We start from the raw sequence: 20098 nt of genomic DNA on the forward strand, positions 1-20098 counted from the left end.
TCTTTAATATACTGTTTCTCAGTAAAATGCGCAACCTTTTCTTTCATTTCTATCTTTTTTTTAATCGCACAACACGTTAAAAAATAAATAATCATCATAAAAAGTTTTATACAATGTCTGGCTAAATTGGCCGGACATTTTTTATTTTAGATCATGATAACAACCAACAGGCAGCACGAAAAATTTATGCGGATGGCTATACGCCTGGCCGACCAGAATGTACTGGCCGGAAAAGGCGGCCCCTTTGGTGCCGTTATTGTAAAAGACGGAAAAGTAGTAGCCAAAAGTGCCAATACCGTAACCACTACTACCGATCCAACCGCTCATGCCGAAGTTACGGCCATTCGCCTGGCCTGCAAAAAACTAAAAACCTATAACCTGAGCGGCTGTGTGATCTACACCAGTTGTGAGCCCTGCCCCATGTGCCTGGGAGCCATTTACTGGGCACACTTAGATAAAATTTACTGGGCCTGTACCCGGAAAGATGCTGCCGAAAATGGCTTCAGCGACCAATTCATATACGATGAAATTGCCAGGCCCCTGACCAAACGAACATTACCGGTTCAGCAACTCTTACACCAGGAAGCACAACGGTCATTCAAGCTATGGCAGGAATCTGATCTTAAGATCGACTATTGAGATTTAAAGAGAAAAGCTGGCTTATTTGGCAATTCAATTAACGCCATATATTCCGGATAAAGAGGACAATGGCAATCAGAGCCAGCACAACGGAAATAGTGTGATTGATCACCTTGCTGCTAAAGGCAAATTTTTCGTTCAGGTAATTACTAAATCGTGCAAAGCAGAACAGACTTAAAAAAGCACCAAGGCTTGATCCGGCGCTTAAAACGGCAAGAGCTCCTTTCCCGCTGATGATCCAATCGTGCGAAAGCAGGTAAGTACCCCAAACCATCCAGAAAGGCACCTGCATAGGATTGATAAATCCCAGGATAATACCATATTTAATACTGTCTGTACGTGAGTAATCGGCCTGTTTGGCCTTCGCCGTGTTTCGCCAGGTGATTACTGCCATCACAACCAATATCACTACCAGTAACCAGTCCAGCCAGAGCATCAGATTTTTTTGATCGGCAAACCAGTCGGCAAAGTACATAATGGCGTACGTAAAGAAAAACTCTACGATAGCAAAGCTTACAATGAAATACATGGCATGCTTCACACCACGGTTTACCGTAAGCTGCACAACCGTTAAATTAATATTTCCCAGCGGGATATAGCCGATAAAATTAACTACCAATCCTACCAGGAAGTTCAAAAAAATCATGTGCAAAAATAAAACTTAAAATTGCACAGGCAATAAAAAAGGTTCCGATACCGGAACCTCAAATAACAAGTGTTTTGATTGAACGAAGCTCCAGCTTCGTTCAATTACTTTTAAGCCTCCGGCTGATACATTGAATTGGTATTACAAACACCTGCATCCTGATTACAAATTTGATTGAGCGAAGCTCCAGCTTCGTTCAATTACTTTTAAGCCTCCGGCTGATACATTGAATTGGTATTACAAACACCTGCATCATGATTACAAATCAGAACAAGCATCCACTATATGATAGCAACAAAAAGGCTCCTATCCGGAGCCTTTAAATCACAAGTAATACGTATTAATCAACTAAGAAGCCTGTTTAACAAACTGTACGTTGATGATCAGCTTAATTTCATCGCCCACCACAACGGCGCCGGCCTCAGTAACAGCATTCCATTGCAAACCAAACTCTTTCCGGCTTATTTTCCCCATTACTTCAAACCCGGCTTTGGTATTACCATAAAAATCTGTGGCGCTACCGCCATATTCCACGTTCAACGTAACCGGTTTGGTAATATCCCGGATGGTTAAATTCCCTTGCAGTTGGTAATCATCGCCTCCCTGATGGGTAAACGAGGTTGATTGGAAGGTAATTTTCGGATATTTTTCCGCATCAAAAAAATCGGGAGATTTCAGGTGGTTATCCCGGTCTGACTGATTGGTATCAATGCTGTCCACATCCAGCGAAAAGCTGACAGCAGCATTTGAAAAATCATCATTCTCTGTCTCTAACGTACCGCTAAATGTTTTAAAGCTACCGGTAACGGTAGAAATAACCAAATGTTTAACTTTAAATTGTACCTCCGAGTGGGTAGGGTCTACAGTCCATTTTGTTGTTGCCATAATACTAAATTTTAAAACTTACAGCTATTATAACAGTTTACAATTAAAATAGTTGTTTAAACATGTAAATATTAGAATATGTCGACAATAAAATGATAAATGCTTCGGCAGCTTACACCCACTACAATAATACCAACGGCTACCATAATGGATTTTGCCGAGATCTTACTGGATACACGGGCAGCAATGGGTGAAGCAATAGCGCTGCCGATCACCAATCCGGCAACGGCATCCCAATGGATGGTTTTCAGCATGGTGATAAAGGTTAACGAGCTGAGTATGGCTATGAAAAAACGGGTCGCTTTTACAGTACCAAGCGATGTCCGCGGATTCCGGCCGCCGGCCATCAGCGACGACAGCACAATAGAACCCCATCCGCCGCCACCAACGGCATCGATAAAACCACCCAGAAAGCCGAGTGTACGTATCCGCCTGATCTTTTTACCGGCTCTTTTATTACTTTGCAGGTTAAAAGCTTTACGCAAGATAACCAGACCCAGTATTAACGTATATAACGATACAACCGGCTTGGTATACCTGCTGTAATGCTCAAGCGATGATAACAGGTAAGCCCCTGATACGGCCCCAACAATACCCGCTACAACCAGCAAACGGAACAAACGCTTATTAACATTCCTCATGCGATAATGCATCCACCCGGCAATACCGTTGCTAAGCACCTCGGATAAATGTACCGCCGTACTGGCAGATGCGGGTGGAATACCCATTGATAATGAAAACGATGTTGATGTTACACCATACGACATGCCGATGGCCCCATCAATCATGGCAAAAACAAAACCTGCCGCCAGAAAATAATAAAACGTGGCAGGAATACCTTCTACATAAGCTCTGAATTGCGGTTCGGCATGCCAGAATACTGTAATAAGCAGGATTAATGCAGCAATACATATACTCCAGATTATAAACTTCCTCGTTCTGGGCTTAGCTGGTTGTTTTTGCACTTCAGGAAATCCGGGCTCAGTATCCTTAACTACAACTCCGGCTATTACTGTTTCTGTTTCGCTCATAAAACTAAATCGCAGCAAATATACAATCTATAGATTTAGTAGTTTAATGTTTGGTGATTTTTATTTTGCTTTTAACATGAAGTACTATTTTCCCGGTAGTGTAAATATGCTCTCAGAAAATGAGCGTAACTGAAGTTACAGCATCTCAAATACTCCTGCTGCGCCCTGCCCGTTGCCTACGCACATGGTTACCATGCCATATTTTTGGTTACGGTGTTTCAGTTCGTGGAGCAACTGAACGGTTAGCTTTGAACCGGTACAACCTAACGGATGTCCTAAGGCGATGGCTCCCCCATTCACATTTACAATTTCAGGATTTAGCCCCAATGTGCGAATAACTGCCAGGGATTGGGAAGCAAAAGCCTCGTTAAGCTCGATAAGCTGGATATCGTCCAGTTTCATCCCGGCTTGTTTTAGCACTTTCGGGATAGCTTCAACAGGGCCGATACCCATAATTCGCGGCGGCACACCGGCGACCGAATAACTCACCAAACGTGCTATTGGTTTAACATTTAATTGTTTCAGCATCTTTTCTGACACCACCAGCACAAACGCGGCGCCATCAGACGTTTGCGATGAATTGCCTGCCGTAATGCAACCTCCGGCAGCAAAAACAGGTTTCAGCTTCGCCAGCTTTTCCAGCGAGGTATCGGCCCTGGGCCCTTCGTCAATATCCACTACATATTCACGGGTTTGCTTTTGCAGCTTATCGTCCAGGTAGGTTTCGTGAACCGTTACAGGAGCAATGCCAACCTGCAAACGACCGTTCTTAATGGCTTCTACAGCCTTCTGGTGAGAATGTAAAGCAAATTTGTCCTGGTCTTCCCGGCTGACATTAAACTCTTTAGCTACCGCCTCGGCAGTTAATCCCATCCCCCAGTACCAGTCGGGATGTGTTTTAGCTACTTCGGGATTCGGCACCAGTTTCCATCCACCGAAAGGCATTCCCGACATCACCTCGACACCTCCGGCAATAATGCAATCGGCCATTCCAGATCGTATCTTAGCCGTTGCAATGGCAATGGTTTCCAATCCCGACGAACAATAACGGTTTACCGTCATCCCCGGAACTTTGTCGGTATCTAAGGACATCAGCGAAATCATGCGGCCAATGTTCAGTCCCTGCTCCGCTTCCGGCGTTGCATTTCCGACAATCACGTCGTCGACCTGGCTTTTATCCAGATCAGGCACCGAAGCCATTAATTGCCTGATGACCGTTGTCGCCAAATCGTCGGCCCGTGTAAACCTGAAAACGCCCCGAGGCGCCTTTCCTACAGCGCTTCGAAGTCCTGCTATGATGTATGCTTCCATTTTAGTATTGGGTAGTGAGTATTGGGTAGTGAGTATTGGGTAGTGAGACATATCTTATATATTCTCTTAATGATTACTATTCATTAAGCTTTTTTGAAGTTTATAATTCATCTTTTGGAGTTCATCGATAATTTTTAAAATTTCACTGCTTAAGTTACTGTCAATAAAACCTAATTTTTCTGCAATGACTATTTGGGTCTGCAATTCATAGGAAGAGCCGTTGGCAATACCCAGAAACTGTATAAATTCTCCTTTTGTATTTCTTCCAGCTCCTTCCGAAATATTTGAAGAAATTGAAACGGCACATCTCCTGACTTGAGAAGTCAAGCCAAATCGCTCATCAGAGGGAAACTGTGCAGATATTTCATATATCCTGATTGCCAAATCAATAGCTTTGCTCCAAACCTTTAATTCTTTAATATTATGCATAGTTAAATGGTCTTATTCGGGTTCTGCGCCCATCTCAATACCCAATACTCACTACCCAATACCAACATTCAATTCCTCAACGGTTTCCCACCCGTAATAATAGCTTTCAGGCGTTCCAGGGTTTTCTTTTCCCCACAAAGCGATAAAAAGGCTTCGCGTTCAAGGTCGAGCAGGTATTGCTCGGTTACCAGTGTGGGTTGCGACAAATCGCCGCCGCACATTACCCAGCCCAGCTTTTCGGATATTTTTTTATCGTGTTCTGATATGTAATGACCGGCATACATGGAGTTTGCCCCGGAATATACGATACCAAGTCCCTGTTTGCCCAACACGCGAATATCGCTTCGCGGGACAGGCTGCGTATAACCGGCTTCGGCCAGTTCAATGGCTTTCGCTTTGGCATCGGCAATTAAACGACTGCGGTTCATGGTGAGACCATATTTACCCTTTTGCAGGTAACCAAGCTCCAATGCTTCGGGCCCTGAAGTGGAGACTTTTGCCATGGCAATGGTTAAAAACCTATCCTTAAATATATTCTGGTCAATCTGGTCTTCTTTATATTCATCGGATGCTCGCAAGGCAAACTCTTTTGAACCTCCCCCACCCGGAATAACGCCTACGCCAAATTCCACCAAACCCATGTAGGTTTCGGCGTTCAGCTGAACGTAATCGGCATGCAGGCAAAACTCGCAACCACCTCCCAAGGTAAGATTATGTGGCGCAAGCACTACCGGGATAGCCGAATAACGAATACGCATGGACGTATCCTGGAAAAGTTTTATCGCCCGGTTCAGCGCTTCGAAATCCTGTTCAACAGCCATCATAAACACCATACCGACATTGGCTCCGGCAGAAAAGTTAGCGCCGTCGTTACCAATTACCAGTCCACGATAATCCTTTTCAGCTAAATCGATAGCTTTATGGATGCCTTCGAGCACTTCTGCGCCAATGGTATTCATTTTGGTATGAAACTCGGCATTGAGAATACCATCGCCCAGGTCAATAATGCTTAAGCCATCATTCTGCCACACAGTTTTAGTGGCACGGATATTATCCAGGATAATAAAGGCATCCGTTCCGGGAATGGACTTGTAGGTTTTAGATGGAATATCGTAATATTTCCGGATGCCATTTTCCAGCTTATAAAAACCGGTATTGCCGGCAGCCAGCATTTCCTGTACCCAGGCGGCAGGCTCATGCTGGTATTGCTTCATATACTCCACTGTTTCGCTGACACCCAGGGCATCCCACACTTCAAACGGACCAAGCTCCCAGCCAAATCCGGCACGCATGGCGTCATCTATACGGTACAGCTCGTCCGAAATTTCGGGGATACGGTCTGATACATATTCAAACAACCCATAAAACGATTGCCGGAATAACTCGCCGGCCTTATCTGTACCTTTGGCATATATCTTTATCCGTTCCCGGAGATTTTCAACCGGTTTTATGGCATCCAGCGTTGCCGATTTTACTTTTTGCTGCGGCTTGTATTCCAGCGTTTTCAGGTCAAGCGCCAAAATCTCGCTGCTGCCGTCCGCCTTTTTAATCTTTTTGTAAAAACCCTGCCCGGTTTTATCGCCCAGCCATTTATTCTCTGCCATTTTCTGCACAAAACCGGGCAATCGGAACAATTCTCGGGCTTTATCTTCCGGACAATTTTCATATAAGCCATCTGCCACATGAATCATGGTATCCAACCCTACCACATCGCTGGTACGGAATGTAGCCGACTTCGGCCGACCTAACGCAGTACCGGTAAATTTATCGACTTCTTCTACTGTTAAGTCCAGCTTTTCTACCAGGTGCAGCAAGGCCATAATGGAATATACACCTACGCGATTAGCGATAAAGGCAGGTGTATCTTTGCATAACACCGTGGTTTTGCCCAGGTATTTATCACCATAACGCATCAGGAAACCGGTTACCTCCGGCTTTGTTTGCGGCGTGGGTATGATTTCCAGCAAGCGCAGGTAACGCGGCGGATTAAAGAAATGTGTTCCGCAGAAATGCGCCTTAAAATCATCACTCCTGCCCTCATTTAACAAATGAATGGGTATGCCTGATGTGTTGGAGGTAATAAGCGTTCCCGGCCTGCGGTATTTTTCAACCTGCTCATAGATATTCTTTTTGATGTCCAGGTTTTCTACAACCACCTCAATTACCCAGTCGCACGTGGCTATCTGCGGCATATCATCGGTAAAATTACCGGTGCGGATACGTTGTAAAACCTGTTTGGTAAACACTGGCGAGGGGCTGGATTTGGCGGCTGTATCTAACGACGTATTCACAATACGGTTACGTACTGCTTTATCATTCATCGTCAATCCTTTGCCCTGCTCTTCGGCTGTAAGCTCTTTAGGAAGCATATCCAGCAAAAGAACTTCGACACCGATATTGGCAAAATGGCAGGCAATACGCGAGCCCATAATGCCCGAACCCAGAACCGCTACTTTTTTTATATGCATGGAGATGATTGGATTTTAGATATAAGACGTGAGATATGAGATTTTTTTAACTAAACGTTCGTTATCTGATTTTGATTTTAAACTTATGGAATACCCGCGGGCGATACAACTATTTTACCAATTTTTTGGCTTTTAACTCAAAAAAACGTTCATACAATAGCGCAGGGGAAAATAAACAGTTATCCTAAATATTATTCACAGGAATAAAAAGGATTTTGAATCAATATTAACCTGCCATTTTATGGTAACGCATATATCCATGCAGCAACAAGAAATGGCCCAAAATTCTGCTTTAAAACAAAAAATTATTAGAATGGTATTATAAAATATCAGAAGTAATATATTATTATTGTATCACTCAAGCGCTAAGCATTTAATACAACATTCAATAAAAATGGCAAATAAACGGGCTAATGCATTTATAAATCATAAAGGCGTAACTCATCATATCAATATGCCTATACTTACATGGAAAGAAGATGGGATATTTTATATATATTCTCCTTTTTTAGATTTAACAGGATACGGCACATCTGAACAAGAAGCGAAAGATTCCTTTAAAATTACATTGACCGAGTTTGTTAAATACATGGAGAATAAAGGTACAACCTATGAGGAGCTAAAGAGGCTTGGCTGGACAGTGAACGAAAAAAAGAAAAGGGTTCACCCTCCTGAATATGATCAATTACTTGAGGATAATGACACATTTAGGGATTTGACAAGCATGCCAGGAGTTGTAACAGATAGCACCAATATTGAGATAGCCTTAGCCTAATGTCTACAAGGAAACTATCTAATATCTCTGTTTCAAAATTCGAATCATTTTTAGAGCTTGCTCAATGTAAACTTGTACGGCAAACAGGCGGGCATATCGTTTATTCAAGATGCGATTGTTTAAGACCGATAATATTTCAATCGCATATTGACCCAATGCCAGAATTTATTGTAAAAAACAACCTAAGAATATTGGGTTATTCTAAAAACGATTTTTTTGATATTCTTGAATGTAAAGTAACTGTTAAAAGAAAGGGGAATTCCTTTATATTAAGTACGGATTAAATACCGCCTAAATCCCCGGGCTAATATTTAACAAGTATAATAAAGTAACAATTGAATATGATCAACGTAAACGAATATTTTGGAGGCTCTGTTAAATCCTTAGGCTATGAGCTTGCCGGCAATAAATCAACCGTGGGTGTTATTGCACCGGGCGAGTATGAGTTCGGTACATCCACACATGAAACCATGCACATTATTGAAGGCAGCTTATCAGCTTTACTGCCCGAAGCAATCAACTGGCAAACCTACGCTGCCGGACAGGCTTTCGAAGTTGAAAAAGGAACTTCATTCAAAGTAAAGACCGATGCTCCTGTTGCTTACCTGTGCCAATACAAGTAGTTGATTAGTTGTTTGCGGTTAGTTGTTAGATATTTCTGCCCTTCCGGATAAATTTTACCTGCTTATTCTGATGATTGATGATTAGATGGGATCTCCGGTTTCATGATTTATAATTTTTTTTGCCATAGTATAAAATATATCACCAGCGAAGACGTTTAGTTTAAACTAATAAATCAATAAATAGCTTCGCTTATGATTAAAATATCTACATCAAAACAGTCTAAAACTGGCAATTTAACCGAAAACAGGGGTTTTATTCATGCCGGCTCATCTGCCGTTGTACCAGAAAGCTTAACGGATGATGAACAGAAATTTATGCGGCATCTTACCGATCAGTTAAATAGTCTGGAGAAATCGCCGTCAGAAAACGTTATTCAGCATATACTGGCTTATTCTAAAAAGTTAGATTGAGGAAAGGTTGTAAGGTGAAAGACATAAGGTTTAAGGCTAGCCATTAGTTCATAGTTGATGGCTCACGATCAATAGTGCTTATTACCAGATAAGCTGCATCACGCCATACCAGAAAGCCGTAGTTATAAAAGCCAGCCCTATGCCCAGGCCCACCATCAAATTTGCCAGTTGCGGATTTAGTTTGTACTGATCGGCCAGGATGCTTCCTGTTACCAGGGATGGCATGGCCGCTTCAAATACACCAAGCCGGGGTATAATGCCTTTTACATTTAAAAGGAAGGCTAAACACAATACCAGCGCCGGAGCAATGAGCAGTTTATAGAAAAGTCCCCATGAGAGGTATCTTATTTCAATACCGGATGTTGATAACCTGAGCTGCAATCCGATGGAGAATAACGCCAATGGCGCCATGGTTACCACCAGCTTGTCCAGCAACGGGTTTACAGGCGAGATATCCATAAACCGGGGCAGGATAAGTGCCAGTATAAACGCGATAAACGGCGGAAATTTTAATGCTCTGACAACAATCGTCTTAACCGATAATCCATCTTGCTGAGATGAGCGTAAAGCCGTAATAATGCCTACGGTAGATAGTAAAACAAAAGTAACCTGGTCGCATATTATCGCGATGCTTAATGTTTGCTCGCCATAATACGCCGCGATAAGCGGAAAACCAAGGAACGAGGTATTTGACAATCCGGCAGACAGCTTCAGGGCGCCACTGGTTTCTCTTGAGATGGGATATAACTTTGCCATCAGCGTGACCAGCAACCAGGCTCCTACCCATACAATGACAGGCGAAGCTGCCGGAAAAATCATCCTGCTGTTCCATTCAATTTGGGGAATATATTTCAGGGAGAGCGCCGGTAATGCAATATAAAGCACCCAGGCATTGATGCTGCGAAAAGAATCTTTAGGTAAAACCTTCAAAAGATTAAACAATATCCCCGCACCCAGCGAGACAATAATGAGAAGAAAATTGACCATGAATTGGCCGGCAAATTAGAAATTTTCAACGGAAACTTCAGATCGCTTTTATAAGGGCTTCCAATTCGCGTTTTAGAACAATACTCCTTTATCGTTTCTTGTACTGATTGTTAAATCCTTTATTCACTACCTCCCAATTGTCAGAAAAAGGTTACAAATAGCCTAAAAGGGTTTTACAAACAATGTCAAATGTGTAACTTCGGGCACTTTGTTAACATTCTAAATCATTATAATTCAACATGAAAATAACCGTAGTTGGTGCCGGTGCCGTAGGTGCAACCTGTGCCGATAACATTGCCCGCAAGGAATTAGCCGAAGAGCTTATTTTGTTAGACATCAAAGAAGGTTTTGCCGAAGGTAAAGCTATTGATATGATGCAAACCGCCGCCTTGCTTGGATTTGATACCAAAATTAAAGGCGTTACCAATGATTATGCGGCTACCGCCGATTCTGAGGTAGTTGTCATCACATCAGGTCTGCCCCGTAAACCCGGCATGACCCGTGAAGAACTGATCGGCACCAACGCGGGTATTGTGAAGCAGGTTACCGAGAATATTTTAAAATATTCGCCCAATACCATCATCATTGTGGTTTCTAACCCAATGGATACTATGAATTACCTGACGCTGAAAACTTCAGGCTTACCTAAAAACCGTATCTTAGGAATGGGCGGCGCTTTAGATTCAGCACGTTTCAGGTATTACCTGAGCCAGGAACTGGGCTGCTCGCCGGCCGATCTGAACGCCGTGGTTATCGGCGGTCACGGCGATACCACCATGATCCCGTTGATTGACCATGCTACCTGGAACAGTGTTCCGGTTACCAACTTCCTGAGCAAAGAGCAACAGGAAAAAATTGTTGCTGCAACCATGGTGGGCGGCGCTACCTTAACCAAACTGATCGGTACTTCTGCCTGGTATGCACCCGGCGCCGGAACTGCCGCCATGGTTGAAGCTATTGTACGCGATGAGAAAAAACTGATCTCATGCGGCGTTGCCTTAGACGGCGAGTACGGACAAAGCGATATTTCGCTGGTTGTACCGGTTATATTGGGCAAAAACGGATGGGAAAAGATCATTGACTTTAAACTGACTGCCGACCAGCAAGCTGCCTTTAACAAAAGCGCCGACGCAGTACGTACCATGAACCAGGTTCTAAAAGATTCTAACATTATTTAACGCAGAATCTATCGATATTCATGATAACTGTTCCTTTAGAAGTTATCAGTCTTCAAGACGACGGCTTCCACCTGCTGGTGGAAGTTGTTGTTTTTGGGCATACCTTTAAAGCGGTACTGGATACGGGGGCATCGCGTACCGTGCTGGATAAGCAACAAATCACCGAACTGGCCCAGGAAGAACATTTGCTTGTCCTGTCGGATAAGCTCTCTACCGGTCTCGGTACTACCACAATGGAAAGCTTCACTATCACATTACCAGACTTCAGGATCGGCAGCCTTGAATTGACCAATTTTGAAACCGCAGTGATTGACCTGTCGACTATTAATTATGCGTACACCAACCTTGAATTTGAACCGGTTATCGGTGTCATCGGCGGCGATATCCTGATGAAACACCGGGCTGTTATTAACTACGCCGGGCAAACGCTTCGTTTGGAGATTTAATGGGTTCAGGCGGAAGGCATAAGGTTAATATGCTCCCTAAAATAGAGGCAAAAACAAGGAAGGAGTAGGTGAAGCGAAATCCTTACTATTCGGAAGAAGTTTGCAGTGTAATCTAATAACCCGGCATTTTTGCAAAACATCCGATACCGGTTCACGCTTAATAAAAGCAATTGCTTAATTTAGCCGATATCATTAAAAATTATGTCTGCATTATATCCGTTTATTTTCAAAACCATTTTCAAAGACAAAATATGGGGAGGCGATAAAATAAAAACCTATCTCCATAAAGATTTCTCTCCCCTGCCAAACTGCGGCGAAACCTGGGAAATATCTGGTGTGAAAGGCGATGTTTCCGTAATCAAAAACGGTCCGCTGGCAGGTAAAGATCTTGCCGAAATACTAAGTACTTACCAAGGTGAACTGGTTGGCAAGCACAATTACCAGCGTTTCGGCAATGAATTCCCCATACTGGTAAAGTTTATTGACGCTAACGATGATCTCTCTATACAGGTGCATCCGAATGATGAGCTGGCCGAAAAGCGGCATCACTCCAAAGGGAAAACCGAAATGTGGTATGTTATCCAGGCCGACCCCGGCTCTACTCTCATCTCGGGATTTAACCAGGAAGTGAATGAGCAGATCTATCTCGATAAGCTCAATAGCGGTCACATCATGGATATCCTGAACCGCGAGCAGGTACATGCCGGCGATGTATTCTTTTTACCGGCCGGCCGGGTGCACACCATTGGCAAGGGCTTACTGATCGCCGAAATTCAGCAAACTTCAGACATCACCTACCGGATATATGATTTTGACCGGGTTGATGCGCAAGGTCATAAGCGTGAGCTGCATACGCAGGAAGCCCTCGCAGCACTTGATTATCATGTGTATCCGCATTACAAGAGCCAATACACCCCGGCAAAAAACGAACCCGTTAACGTGGCCCGGTGTCCATACTTTACAACCAACATCCTGGAGTATACGCAGGATACACAACATGATTATTCCGCACTGGATTCATTCGTTATCCACGTATGTGTATCGGGTGCATATAGCATTCGTTACAACGATACCCATCTTGATGTAACAATGGGCGATTGCGTGCTGATTCCCGCATCAATAACTAACATCGGCATCCAAACATCCGGAGGCTTTAAAATACTGGAAAGCTTTATCGAGAAAGAGTCCGATTAATTTTATTCTGTTTAAACATGGCAAAAAAGAAAGAACATACAACTGCTTCGGTAGTAACCGAAAAATCACTTCAGTTTTTAGAACAATACATCAACAATCCCTCTCCCACCGGTTTTGAGTGGGAAGGACAAAAATTATGGCTGGATTATATCAGGCCATACATCGACGAGCATTTTGTTGACAATTACGGTACGGCCGTAGGCGTGATCAATCCCGAAGCTGAATATAAAGTGGTCATTGAAGCTCATGCCGATGAAATATCCTGGTTTGTAAATTACATCTCCAAAGAGGGCTTTATTTATGTCATCCGTAACGGCGGCTCCGACCACCAGATTGCACCTTCCAAACGCGTAAACATCCATACCGATAAAGGCATCGTAAAAGCAGTGTTCGGATGGCCGGCTATTCATACCCGTCATGGCGAAAAAGAAGAAGCGCCTACATTAAAGAACATCTTTCTCGATTGCGGTTGCACCTCTAAAGAAGAAGTTGAAGCGCTGGGCATTCATGTAGGCAGCGTAATTACATACGAGGATGAGTTTATCGTACTTAACGACCGCTACTACGTTGGGCGGGCGCTGGATAATCGCATTGGCGGATTTATGATTGCCGAGGTTGCCCGCCTGCTGAAAGAAAATAAGAAAAAACTACCTTTCGGCTTATATATTGTTAATGCAGTACAAGAAGAAATCGGTCTGCGTGGCGCCGAAATGATCGCACACCGTATCAAACCAAACGTTGCCATTATTACCGATGTAACGCATGACACCCAAACGCCCATGATCAATAAAGTTGTTCAGGGAGACCTGTCTGCAGGAAAAGGGCCGGTTGTATCTTATGCCCCGGCAGTTCAAACCAACCTGAACAAGCTGTTGGTAAGTACAGCGGAGAGCAAAGGTATTCCGTTCCAGCGTCAGGCTTCGTCCCGCTCTACGGGTACCGATACCGATGCCTTTGCTTATTCGAACGATGGCGTGGTTTCGGCATTAATATCGCTACCCTTACGCTACATGCATACCACGGTAGAAATGGTGCATAAAGAAGATGTGGATAATGTTATCCGGTTAATTTATGAAGTATTGCTGGCTATTAAACCTGGACACGATTTCAGGAATATTTCCTAAGTCAGATTCCTTTTCATACAAACAAAAAAGGGGCTGTCTCAAAAGTCCCCTATGGTCATCCTGAGCCTGTCGAAGGATTGGTTCATTATGGCTACAGGCGCTTCCCCCGAGAATTCGGGGTCAGCGTGACTGTAAATAGATGGTTTTACTGACTTTTGAGACAACCTCTTTCTATTTTCTAAATCATACAAATAAATAATGTAAATAATGGTGCTTCAATAGCTATATTAAGGCAAAGTAATTTATATTACCAATATATAAATGTTTACTTTACTAAAATAAGATCTCTTATATTTGTAATATAAACTTTAGAGATCATGTTGCTCAAATCAGAAATAGAGACTGCTTACCTACTGCAACAAGCCAAGTTGCAAAACAAAGAAATTGTAATAAACAGGGATAGCGCCAATCTTGTTGATATAAAGAGCGGTGCCGTTCAAATTGTTTCGGGTATAAGGCGTTGTGGAAAAAGCACTTTACTCAGAGGGCTGATGAAAAACTATCGTAAAACGGCATTTTTAAACTTTGAAGATCCCAGGATATTCGGTTTTCGGGTGAGCGATTTTCCCAAACTGGATGAAATTATCCCCAAAAACACGGAAGCTTATTTTTTTGATGAAATACAAAACGTACCTCAATGGGAGCTTTATGTACGGCAGTTGCACGATGATGGCAAAAAAGTATTTATCACCGGGTCAAACGCTTCCATGCTTAGTCGCGATTTAGGAACAAGACTTACTGGCCGATATCTGAACACAGAATTATTTCCATTTTCTTACACAGAGTATCTTCGTTATAATAAAGAGAAAAAAAGTGAGATATCTTATCAAAATTACCTTACCAAAGGCGGTTTCCCCGAATTTCTGGTATCAGAAAACCCCGAAATTCTGCAAAATCTTTTAAAAGATATTGTATATCGGGATATTGCTGTACGGTACGGAATAAGAAATGCCAATACCCTGGTTAATATTACCCTGTTCTTATTATCCAATATAGGCAAAGAAACCTCTTTCAACAGTCTAAAAAAGGCGTTTGAAGTAGGCTCAGCAAATAGCATAAGCGATTATCTGAGCTGGCTCGAAGATGCTTATTTATTGTTTTTTTTACAAAAGTTCAGCTGGTCTGCCAAAAGCAGACAGATAAGTCCCAAAAAAGTGTATGCCATAGATAACGGTCTGGCAAAAGCAAATACACTAAGTTTTACCTCCGATTACGGGCGATTGTTGGAAAACCAGGTTTTTATTTACTTGAGAACTGCCGGAAAGACATTGTATTATTTTCGCGAAGTAAAAGAATGTGACTTTGTGGTTTTTAATCAAAATAAATGTATAGCGGCAATTCAGGTTTGTTACGAACTTACAACTGACAATAAAGACAGGGAAATCAATGGATTGGCAGCAGCTATGGATTTTTTCAGCTTAAAAAAAGGATATATTGTTACGCTCAGTCAACAAGATAGCTTTCACTTTAACGAAAAAGAAATAGTTTGTGTTCCTGCACATGTGTTCTTTTCTGAAGATATATTTCAAGTTTGATCATAAACGGGCAACCAGGGCCTTCAGAATACGTTTCCTAAGTCAGATTCCTTTTCATACAAACAAAAAAGGCGCTCATTTGAGCGCCTTTCTATTTAGCTAAAGCCTGTTAAGCTTCTACTTCTTCGTTTTTCGAGGCCATCAGCTTATCGTATTCTTCCTGAGAACCTACAATAATACGCTCATAGCTACGTAAACCGGTACCTGAAGGAATTAAGTGTCCAACAATTACGTTTTCTTTTAATCCTAACAACTCGTCGCGTTTACCGCTGATAGCCGCTTCGTTAAGTACCTTGGTTGTTTCCTGGAACGATGCAGCCGAAATAAACGACTTGGTTCCTAACGATGCCCGGGTAATACCCTGTAACAGCGGACTTGAAGTAGCCGGTACAGCATCGCGTGCTTCTACCAGTTTCAGGTCTTTACGTTTCAGGACAGAGTTCTCATCCCTTAATTTACGTACAGAAACAATCTGTCCGGCTTTTAAGGCGGTAGAATCGCCCGGATCGGTAACTACCTTTTTATCGTAGATCTCATCGTTTTCCTGCATGAAATCCCAACGGTCTACAGAGTCTTTCTCTAAGAAACGGGTATCGCCCGGATCCTCGATCTGAACTTTCTGCATCATCTGGTGCACAATGGTTTCAAAGTGCTTATCGTTAATTTTCACACCTTGCAAACGGTAAACTTCCTGGATACCATTTACCAGGTATTCCTGCACGGCAGCCGGGCCTTTAATAGCCAGGATATCCGCAGGCGAGATAGAACCGTCTGATAGTGGCATACCGGCTTTCACAAAGTCATTATCCTGTACCAGGATATGTTTTGAAAGCGGAACCAGGTATTTTTTGATTTGACCGTCGCGTGATTCGATAGAGATCTCACGGTTACCGCGTTTAACACCTCCTAATGATACCACACCGTCAATTTCTGTTACAACGGCAGGATTTGACGGGTTACGTGCTTCAAACAGCTCGGTTACACGTGGCAGACCACCGGTAATATCGCGGGTTTTACCGGTTGAACGAGGAATTTTGGCAATAACCTCACCTACCTTGATATTATCTCCGTTATCTACCGAAATGTGAGCGCCTACCGGGATGTTGTAGCTCCGGATAGCCGAACCGCCTTTATCAACGATCTTGATAACCGGGTTCTTAGTTTTATCACGGGTTTCGATAATTACTTTTTCCCTGTGGCCGGTCTGCTCATCTGACTCTTCACGGAAGGTTACACCATCAATGATTGCTTCAAATTCAACTTTACCGCCAAATTCAGAAATAATAACGGCATTGTACGGATCCCAGCTACAGATACGGTCGCCTTTGGTAATTTTATCACCATCTTTTACGTACAGGTTAGAACCGTACGGAATGTTATTGGCCATAATTACCCGGTTGCTTCCGGGCTCAATAATACGGAACTCGCCGGAACGGCCCAGTACAATATCTACCGGCCCTTCTTCAGTTTCGCGAACTACCGAGCGAACGTTCTCAAATTCAATGATACCATCAAATTTAGCTACGATCTGAGATTCGGCAGCAATATTTGATGCCGTACCACCCACGTGGAAGGTACGTAACGTTAATTGTGTACCCGGCTCACCGATAGACTGTGCTGCAATTACACCCACGGCCTCACCTTTTTGTACCCGTTTACCTGTTGCCAGGTTACGTCCGTAGCAAAGCGCACAAACACCACGTTTGCTTTCGCAGGTCAATACCGAACGAATTTCGATACCTTCCAGCGGTGAATTTTCAATTTTATGAGCAATTTCCTCGTCGATATCCTGGTTGGCTGCAACCAGTAATTCGTTGGTCAGCGGATCGTACACATCATGCAGCGAAGTTCTGCCGAGTATACGCTCATACAATGGCTCAACAATATCTTCATTATCTTTCAGCGCTGTGGTATAGATTCCGCGTAACGTACCGCAATCTTCCTCATTCACAATCATATCCTGAGCCACATCGTGCAAACGACGGGTCAGGTAACCGGCATCCGCTGTTTTTAACGCGGTATCAGCCAAACCTTTACGTGCACCGTGTGTAGAAATGAAGTATTCCAGAACCGAAAGACCTTCTTTAAAGTTAGAAAGGATCGGGTTTTCGATAATCTCACCACCTGAACCTGATTTTTGAGGTTTAGCCATCAGTCCCCGCATACCGCACAGCTGACGGATCTGCTCTTTAGAACCACGGGCCCCTGAATCAAGCATCATATACACAGAATTGAAGCCCTGATTGTCGGTAGATAAGATCTCCATCACATTGGCGGTCAACCTGTTGTTGATACGGGTCCAGATATCGATGATCTGGTTATAACGTTCGTTGTTGGTAATGAATCCCATGTTATAGTTATTCATTACTTCTTCAACTTCTTTCGATGCCTGCTCGATCAGCTTGGTTTTAGCTTCAGGAATATTCAGATCCTGCAAGTTAAACGACAAACCTCCGCGGAACGCCATCTGGAAACCTAATTCCTTAATATCATCAAGGAACTGTGCCGCCCGGGCCATACCGGTAGTTTTCACCACTTCGCCAATAATATCACGCAATGATTTTTTGGTGAGCAGTTCGTTGATATAACCAACTTCTTCAGGTACAACCTGGTTAAATAATACACGGCCAACAGTTGTTTCAATAATTTTCTGAACAATACTGCCATCTTTCTCTTTAACGTTGGTTTTTACCTTAATGAAGGCATGCAGGTCTATTTTTTTCTCGTTGTAAGCAATAATAACCTCTTCGGCAGAGTAAAATGTCTGACCTTCGCCTTTAACCACACGGGTTTCATCTGTTTTACGGCCTTTGGTAATATAATACAGACCTAACACCATGTCCTGGGAAGGAACGGTGATCGGCGTACCATTGGCAGGGTTCAGAATGTTGTGCGATGCCAGCATTAATATCTGCGCTTCCAGAATTGCCGCGTTACCCAGCGGTACGTGCACGGCCATCTGGTCACCGTCAAAGTCGGCGTTGAACGCGGTACAAACTAACGGGTGCAGCTGGATAGCTTTACCTTCTACCAGCTTGGGCTGGAAAGCCTGGATACCCAGACGGTGCAGCGTAGGCGCACGGTTTAACAATACCGGGTGACCTTTGAGCACGTTTTCAAGGATATCCCACACCAGCGGATCTTTACGATCAACGATCTTTTTAGCTGATTTTACTGTTTTAACCACACCACGCTCAATCATTTTGCGGATGATAAACGGTTTGAACAGCTCGGCAGCCATATCTTTTGGTAAACCGCACTCGTGCAGTTTCAGGTTAGGGCCAACCACAATTACCGAACGGGCAGAATAGTCAACACGTTTACCTAACAGGTTCTGACGGAAACGGCCTTGTTTACCTTTAAGGATATCTGAAAGCGATTTCAGGGCACGGTTACCTTCGGTTTTAACCGCGTTTACTTTACGTGAGTTATCGAAAAGTGAATCCACAGCTTCCTGTAACATCCGCTTTTCGTTACGTAAGATCACTTCCGGAGCCTTGATCTCGATCAGACGTTTCAGACGGTTATTCCGGATAATTACCCGGCGATACAGGTCATTTAAATCTGATGTAGCGAAACGTCCGCCTTCCAAAGGAACCAGCGGGCGTAACTCAGGCGGAATAACCGGAACGATCTTTACGATCATCCACTCAGGATTATTCTCAATACGGGTTTTCGCACCACGGAAAGCCTCAACAACCTGCAAGCGTTTTAACGCTTCGTTTTTACGTTGCTGTGAAGTTTCGTTAGCTGCCTGGTGGCGCAGATCATAAGATAGCTGATCCAGATCCAGGCGTTTCAGAAGCTCTTCTAAAGCTTCTGCACCCATTTTAGCGATAAATTTCTGAGGATCTTTATCGTCTAAGTACTGGTTTTCTTTCGGCAGGGTATCTAAGATATCCAGGTATTCTTCCTCGGTCAGGAAATCCATTTTTGAGATTCCGTCAGCTTCTTTAATACCGGGCTGGATAACCACATAACGCTCGTAATAGATAATTAAATCCAAACGTTTGGTGGGCAGACCTAACAAATAACCAATTTTATTAGGTAACGAGCGGAAATACCAGATATGAGCTACAGGAACCACCAGGTTGATGTGTCCCATACGCTCACGGCGTACTTTCTTCTCTGTTACCTCAACACCGCAACGATCGCACACGATACCCTTGTAACGGATACGTTTGTATTTACCGCAGTGGCATTCGTAATCTTTTACCGGGCCAAAAATACGCTCGCAGAATAAACCATCACGCTCAGGTTTATAGGTACGGTAGTTAATGGTTTCGGGTTTTAACACTTCGCCGCTTGAACGTTCCAGGATAGCTTCCGGAGACGACAATCCGATGGTAATCGTGGTGAAGTTACTTTTTATTTTATTATCCTTTTTGTAAGACATACTCTTTAAGGTTAAAGGCT

17 protein-coding genes are annotated in these 20098 nt (G+C 43.3%); 9 read left to right on the forward strand and 8 right to left on the reverse strand.

The genetic code is table 11. The features are described 5' to 3' along the window. The first annotated feature begins 153 nt into the window (after nt 1-153). A complete protein-coding gene (locus FW774_RS19535; RefSeq protein ID WP_149350117.1) occupies nt 154-639 on the forward strand; it encodes a nucleoside deaminase in 486 nt (161 codons plus the stop codon). Between the two features lie 37 nt (nt 640-676). Here FW774_RS19535 and FW774_RS19540 read toward each other — a convergent pair whose 3' ends face one another. The 6 genes from FW774_RS19540 to FW774_RS19565 form a co-directional block, all read right to left on the reverse strand. After that, complete coding sequence (locus tag FW774_RS19540; RefSeq protein WP_149350119.1) at nt 677-1285, reverse strand: LysE family transporter; 609 nt, start codon at nt 1283-1285, stop codon at nt 677-679. Nucleotides 1286-1633: 348 nt separating this feature from the next. Beyond that, nucleotides 1634-2170: a YceI family protein gene (locus FW774_RS19545; protein WP_149350120.1), complete on the reverse strand. Its 537-nt coding sequence runs from the start codon at nt 2168-2170 to the stop codon at nt 1634-1636. Between the two features lie 71 nt (nt 2171-2241). Further along, nucleotides 2242-3201, reverse strand: a complete 960-nt coding sequence (locus tag FW774_RS19550; protein ID WP_149350122.1) for a sulfite exporter TauE/SafE family protein — start codon at nt 3199-3201, stop codon at nt 2242-2244. A gap of 135 nt (nt 3202-3336) precedes the next feature. Beyond that, on the reverse strand, nt 3337-4512 hold the full coding sequence (locus tag FW774_RS19555; RefSeq protein ID WP_149350200.1) for an acetyl-CoA C-acyltransferase: 1176 nt from the start codon (nt 4510-4512) through the stop codon (nt 3337-3339). Nucleotides 4513-4578: 66 nt separating this feature from the next. Further along, entirely contained in the window at nt 4579-4941 is a 363-nt protein-coding gene (locus FW774_RS19560) for a four helix bundle protein (RefSeq protein ID WP_149350124.1), read from the reverse strand. A gap of 68 nt (nt 4942-5009) precedes the next feature. Next, nucleotides 5010-7409, reverse strand: coding sequence for a 3-hydroxyacyl-CoA dehydrogenase/enoyl-CoA hydratase family protein (locus FW774_RS19565; protein WP_242457892.1), 2400 nt, complete (start codon nt 7407-7409; stop codon nt 5010-5012). Nucleotides 7410-7803: 394 nt separating this feature from the next. Between FW774_RS19565 and FW774_RS19570 the strand changes: the two genes are divergently transcribed. From FW774_RS19570 to FW774_RS19585, 3 genes are all read left to right on the forward strand, one after another. Further along, nucleotides 7804-8184 carry a hypothetical protein gene (locus FW774_RS19570; RefSeq protein WP_149350128.1) on the forward strand — a complete coding sequence of 127 codons (381 nt, stop codon included), beginning with the start codon at nt 7804-7806 and terminating at the stop codon, nt 8182-8184. A 341-nt stretch (nt 8185-8525) separates the two neighbouring features. After that, on the forward strand, nt 8526-8807 hold the full coding sequence (locus FW774_RS19580; protein WP_149350132.1) for a pyrimidine/purine nucleoside phosphorylase: 282 nt from the start codon (nt 8526-8528) through the stop codon (nt 8805-8807). 192 nt (nt 8808-8999) lie between these two features. Next, entirely contained in the window at nt 9000-9218 is a 219-nt protein-coding gene (locus tag FW774_RS19585) for a hypothetical protein (protein WP_149350134.1), read from the forward strand. Nucleotides 9219-9299: 81 nt separating this feature from the next. Here the strand turns inward: FW774_RS19585 and FW774_RS19590 are convergent, their stop codons facing one another. Then, nucleotides 9300-10205 (reverse strand): AEC family transporter, encoded by a 906-nt coding sequence (locus FW774_RS19590; protein WP_149350136.1) that lies wholly within the window; start codon nt 10203-10205, stop codon nt 9300-9302. A gap of 239 nt (nt 10206-10444) precedes the next feature. Here FW774_RS19590 and mdh point away from each other — a divergent pair, with 239 nt between their 5' ends. The 5 genes from mdh to FW774_RS19615 all read left to right on the forward strand — a co-directional run bounded on the left by mdh (nt 10445) and on the right by FW774_RS19615 (nt 15682). Then, entirely contained in the window at nt 10445-11383 is a 939-nt protein-coding gene (gene mdh / locus FW774_RS19595) for a malate dehydrogenase (RefSeq protein ID WP_149350137.1), read from the forward strand. Between the two features lie 20 nt (nt 11384-11403). Beyond that, the gene (locus tag FW774_RS19600; protein WP_149350139.1) at nt 11404-11829 is read left to right on the forward strand and encodes a retropepsin-like aspartic protease; all 426 of its coding nucleotides are present in this window, start codon (nt 11404-11406) and stop codon (nt 11827-11829) included. Between the two features lie 201 nt (nt 11830-12030). Then, nucleotides 12031-13023, forward strand: a complete 993-nt coding sequence (locus tag FW774_RS19605; RefSeq protein ID WP_149350141.1) for a type I phosphomannose isomerase catalytic subunit — start codon at nt 12031-12033, stop codon at nt 13021-13023. Between the two features lie 17 nt (nt 13024-13040). After that, nucleotides 13041-14147 (forward strand): M42 family metallopeptidase, encoded by a 1107-nt coding sequence (locus FW774_RS19610; protein ID WP_149350143.1) that lies wholly within the window; start codon nt 13041-13043, stop codon nt 14145-14147. Nucleotides 14148-14464: 317 nt separating this feature from the next. Further along, complete coding sequence (locus FW774_RS19615) at nt 14465-15682, forward strand: ATP-binding protein (RefSeq protein ID WP_149350145.1); 1218 nt, start codon at nt 14465-14467, stop codon at nt 15680-15682. A gap of 109 nt (nt 15683-15791) precedes the next feature. On the opposite strand, the gene rpoC is transcribed toward FW774_RS19615, so the two are convergent. After that, nucleotides 15792-20078 (reverse strand): DNA-directed RNA polymerase subunit beta', encoded by a 4287-nt coding sequence (rpoC, locus tag FW774_RS19620; protein ID WP_149350146.1) that lies wholly within the window; start codon nt 20076-20078, stop codon nt 15792-15794. Between the last annotated feature and the right edge of the window lie 20 nt (nt 20079-20098).

The organism is Pedobacter sp. BS3 (assembly GCF_008274585.1).
Lineage (GTDB): Bacteria > Bacteroidota > Bacteroidia > Sphingobacteriales > Sphingobacteriaceae > Hufsiella_A.

What these genes read in the sequence shown, in the direction of transcription:
- FW774_RS19545 (WP_149350120.1), bottom strand. Translation starts at nt 2,170, where the DNA reads ATGGCAACAACAAAATGGACTGTAGACCCTACCCACTCGGAGGTACAA.
- mdh (WP_149350137.1), top strand. Translation starts at nt 10,445, where the DNA reads ATGAAAATAACCGTAGTTGGTGCCGGTGCCGTAGGTGCAACCTGTGCC.
- FW774_RS19555 (WP_149350200.1), bottom strand. Translation starts at nt 4,512, where the DNA reads ATGGAAGCATACATCATAGCAGGACTTCGAAGCGCTGTAGGAAAGGCG.
- FW774_RS19605 (WP_149350141.1), top strand. Translation starts at nt 12,031, where the DNA reads ATGTCTGCATTATATCCGTTTATTTTCAAAACCATTTTCAAAGACAAA.
- FW774_RS19615 (WP_149350145.1), top strand. Translation starts at nt 14,465, where the DNA reads ATGTTGCTCAAATCAGAAATAGAGACTGCTTACCTACTGCAACAAGCC.
- FW774_RS19590 (WP_149350136.1), bottom strand. Translation starts at nt 10,205, where the DNA reads ATGGTCAATTTTCTTCTCATTATTGTCTCGCTGGGTGCGGGGATATTG.
- FW774_RS19570 (WP_149350128.1), top strand. Translation starts at nt 7,804, where the DNA reads ATGGCAAATAAACGGGCTAATGCATTTATAAATCATAAAGGCGTAACT.
- rpoC (WP_149350146.1), bottom strand. Translation starts at nt 20,078, where the DNA reads ATGTCTTACAAAAAGGATAATAAAATAAAAAGTAACTTCACCACGATT.
- FW774_RS19560 (WP_149350124.1), bottom strand. Translation starts at nt 4,941, where the DNA reads ATGCATAATATTAAAGAATTAAAGGTTTGGAGCAAAGCTATTGATTTG.
- FW774_RS19600 (WP_149350139.1), top strand. Translation starts at nt 11,404, where the DNA reads ATGATAACTGTTCCTTTAGAAGTTATCAGTCTTCAAGACGACGGCTTC.
- FW774_RS19535 (WP_149350117.1), top strand. Translation starts at nt 154, where the DNA reads ATGATAACAACCAACAGGCAGCACGAAAAATTTATGCGGATGGCTATA.
- FW774_RS19540 (WP_149350119.1), bottom strand. Translation starts at nt 1,285, where the DNA reads ATGATTTTTTTGAACTTCCTGGTAGGATTGGTAGTTAATTTTATCGGC.
- FW774_RS19585 (WP_149350134.1), top strand. Translation starts at nt 9,000, where the DNA reads ATGATTAAAATATCTACATCAAAACAGTCTAAAACTGGCAATTTAACC.
- FW774_RS19610 (WP_149350143.1), top strand. Translation starts at nt 13,041, where the DNA reads ATGGCAAAAAAGAAAGAACATACAACTGCTTCGGTAGTAACCGAAAAA.
- FW774_RS19580 (WP_149350132.1), top strand. Translation starts at nt 8,526, where the DNA reads ATGATCAACGTAAACGAATATTTTGGAGGCTCTGTTAAATCCTTAGGC.
- FW774_RS19550 (WP_149350122.1), bottom strand. Translation starts at nt 3,201, where the DNA reads ATGAGCGAAACAGAAACAGTAATAGCCGGAGTTGTAGTTAAGGATACT.
- FW774_RS19565 (WP_242457892.1), bottom strand. Translation starts at nt 7,409, where the DNA reads ATGCATATAAAAAAAGTAGCGGTTCTGGGTTCGGGCATTATGGGCTCG.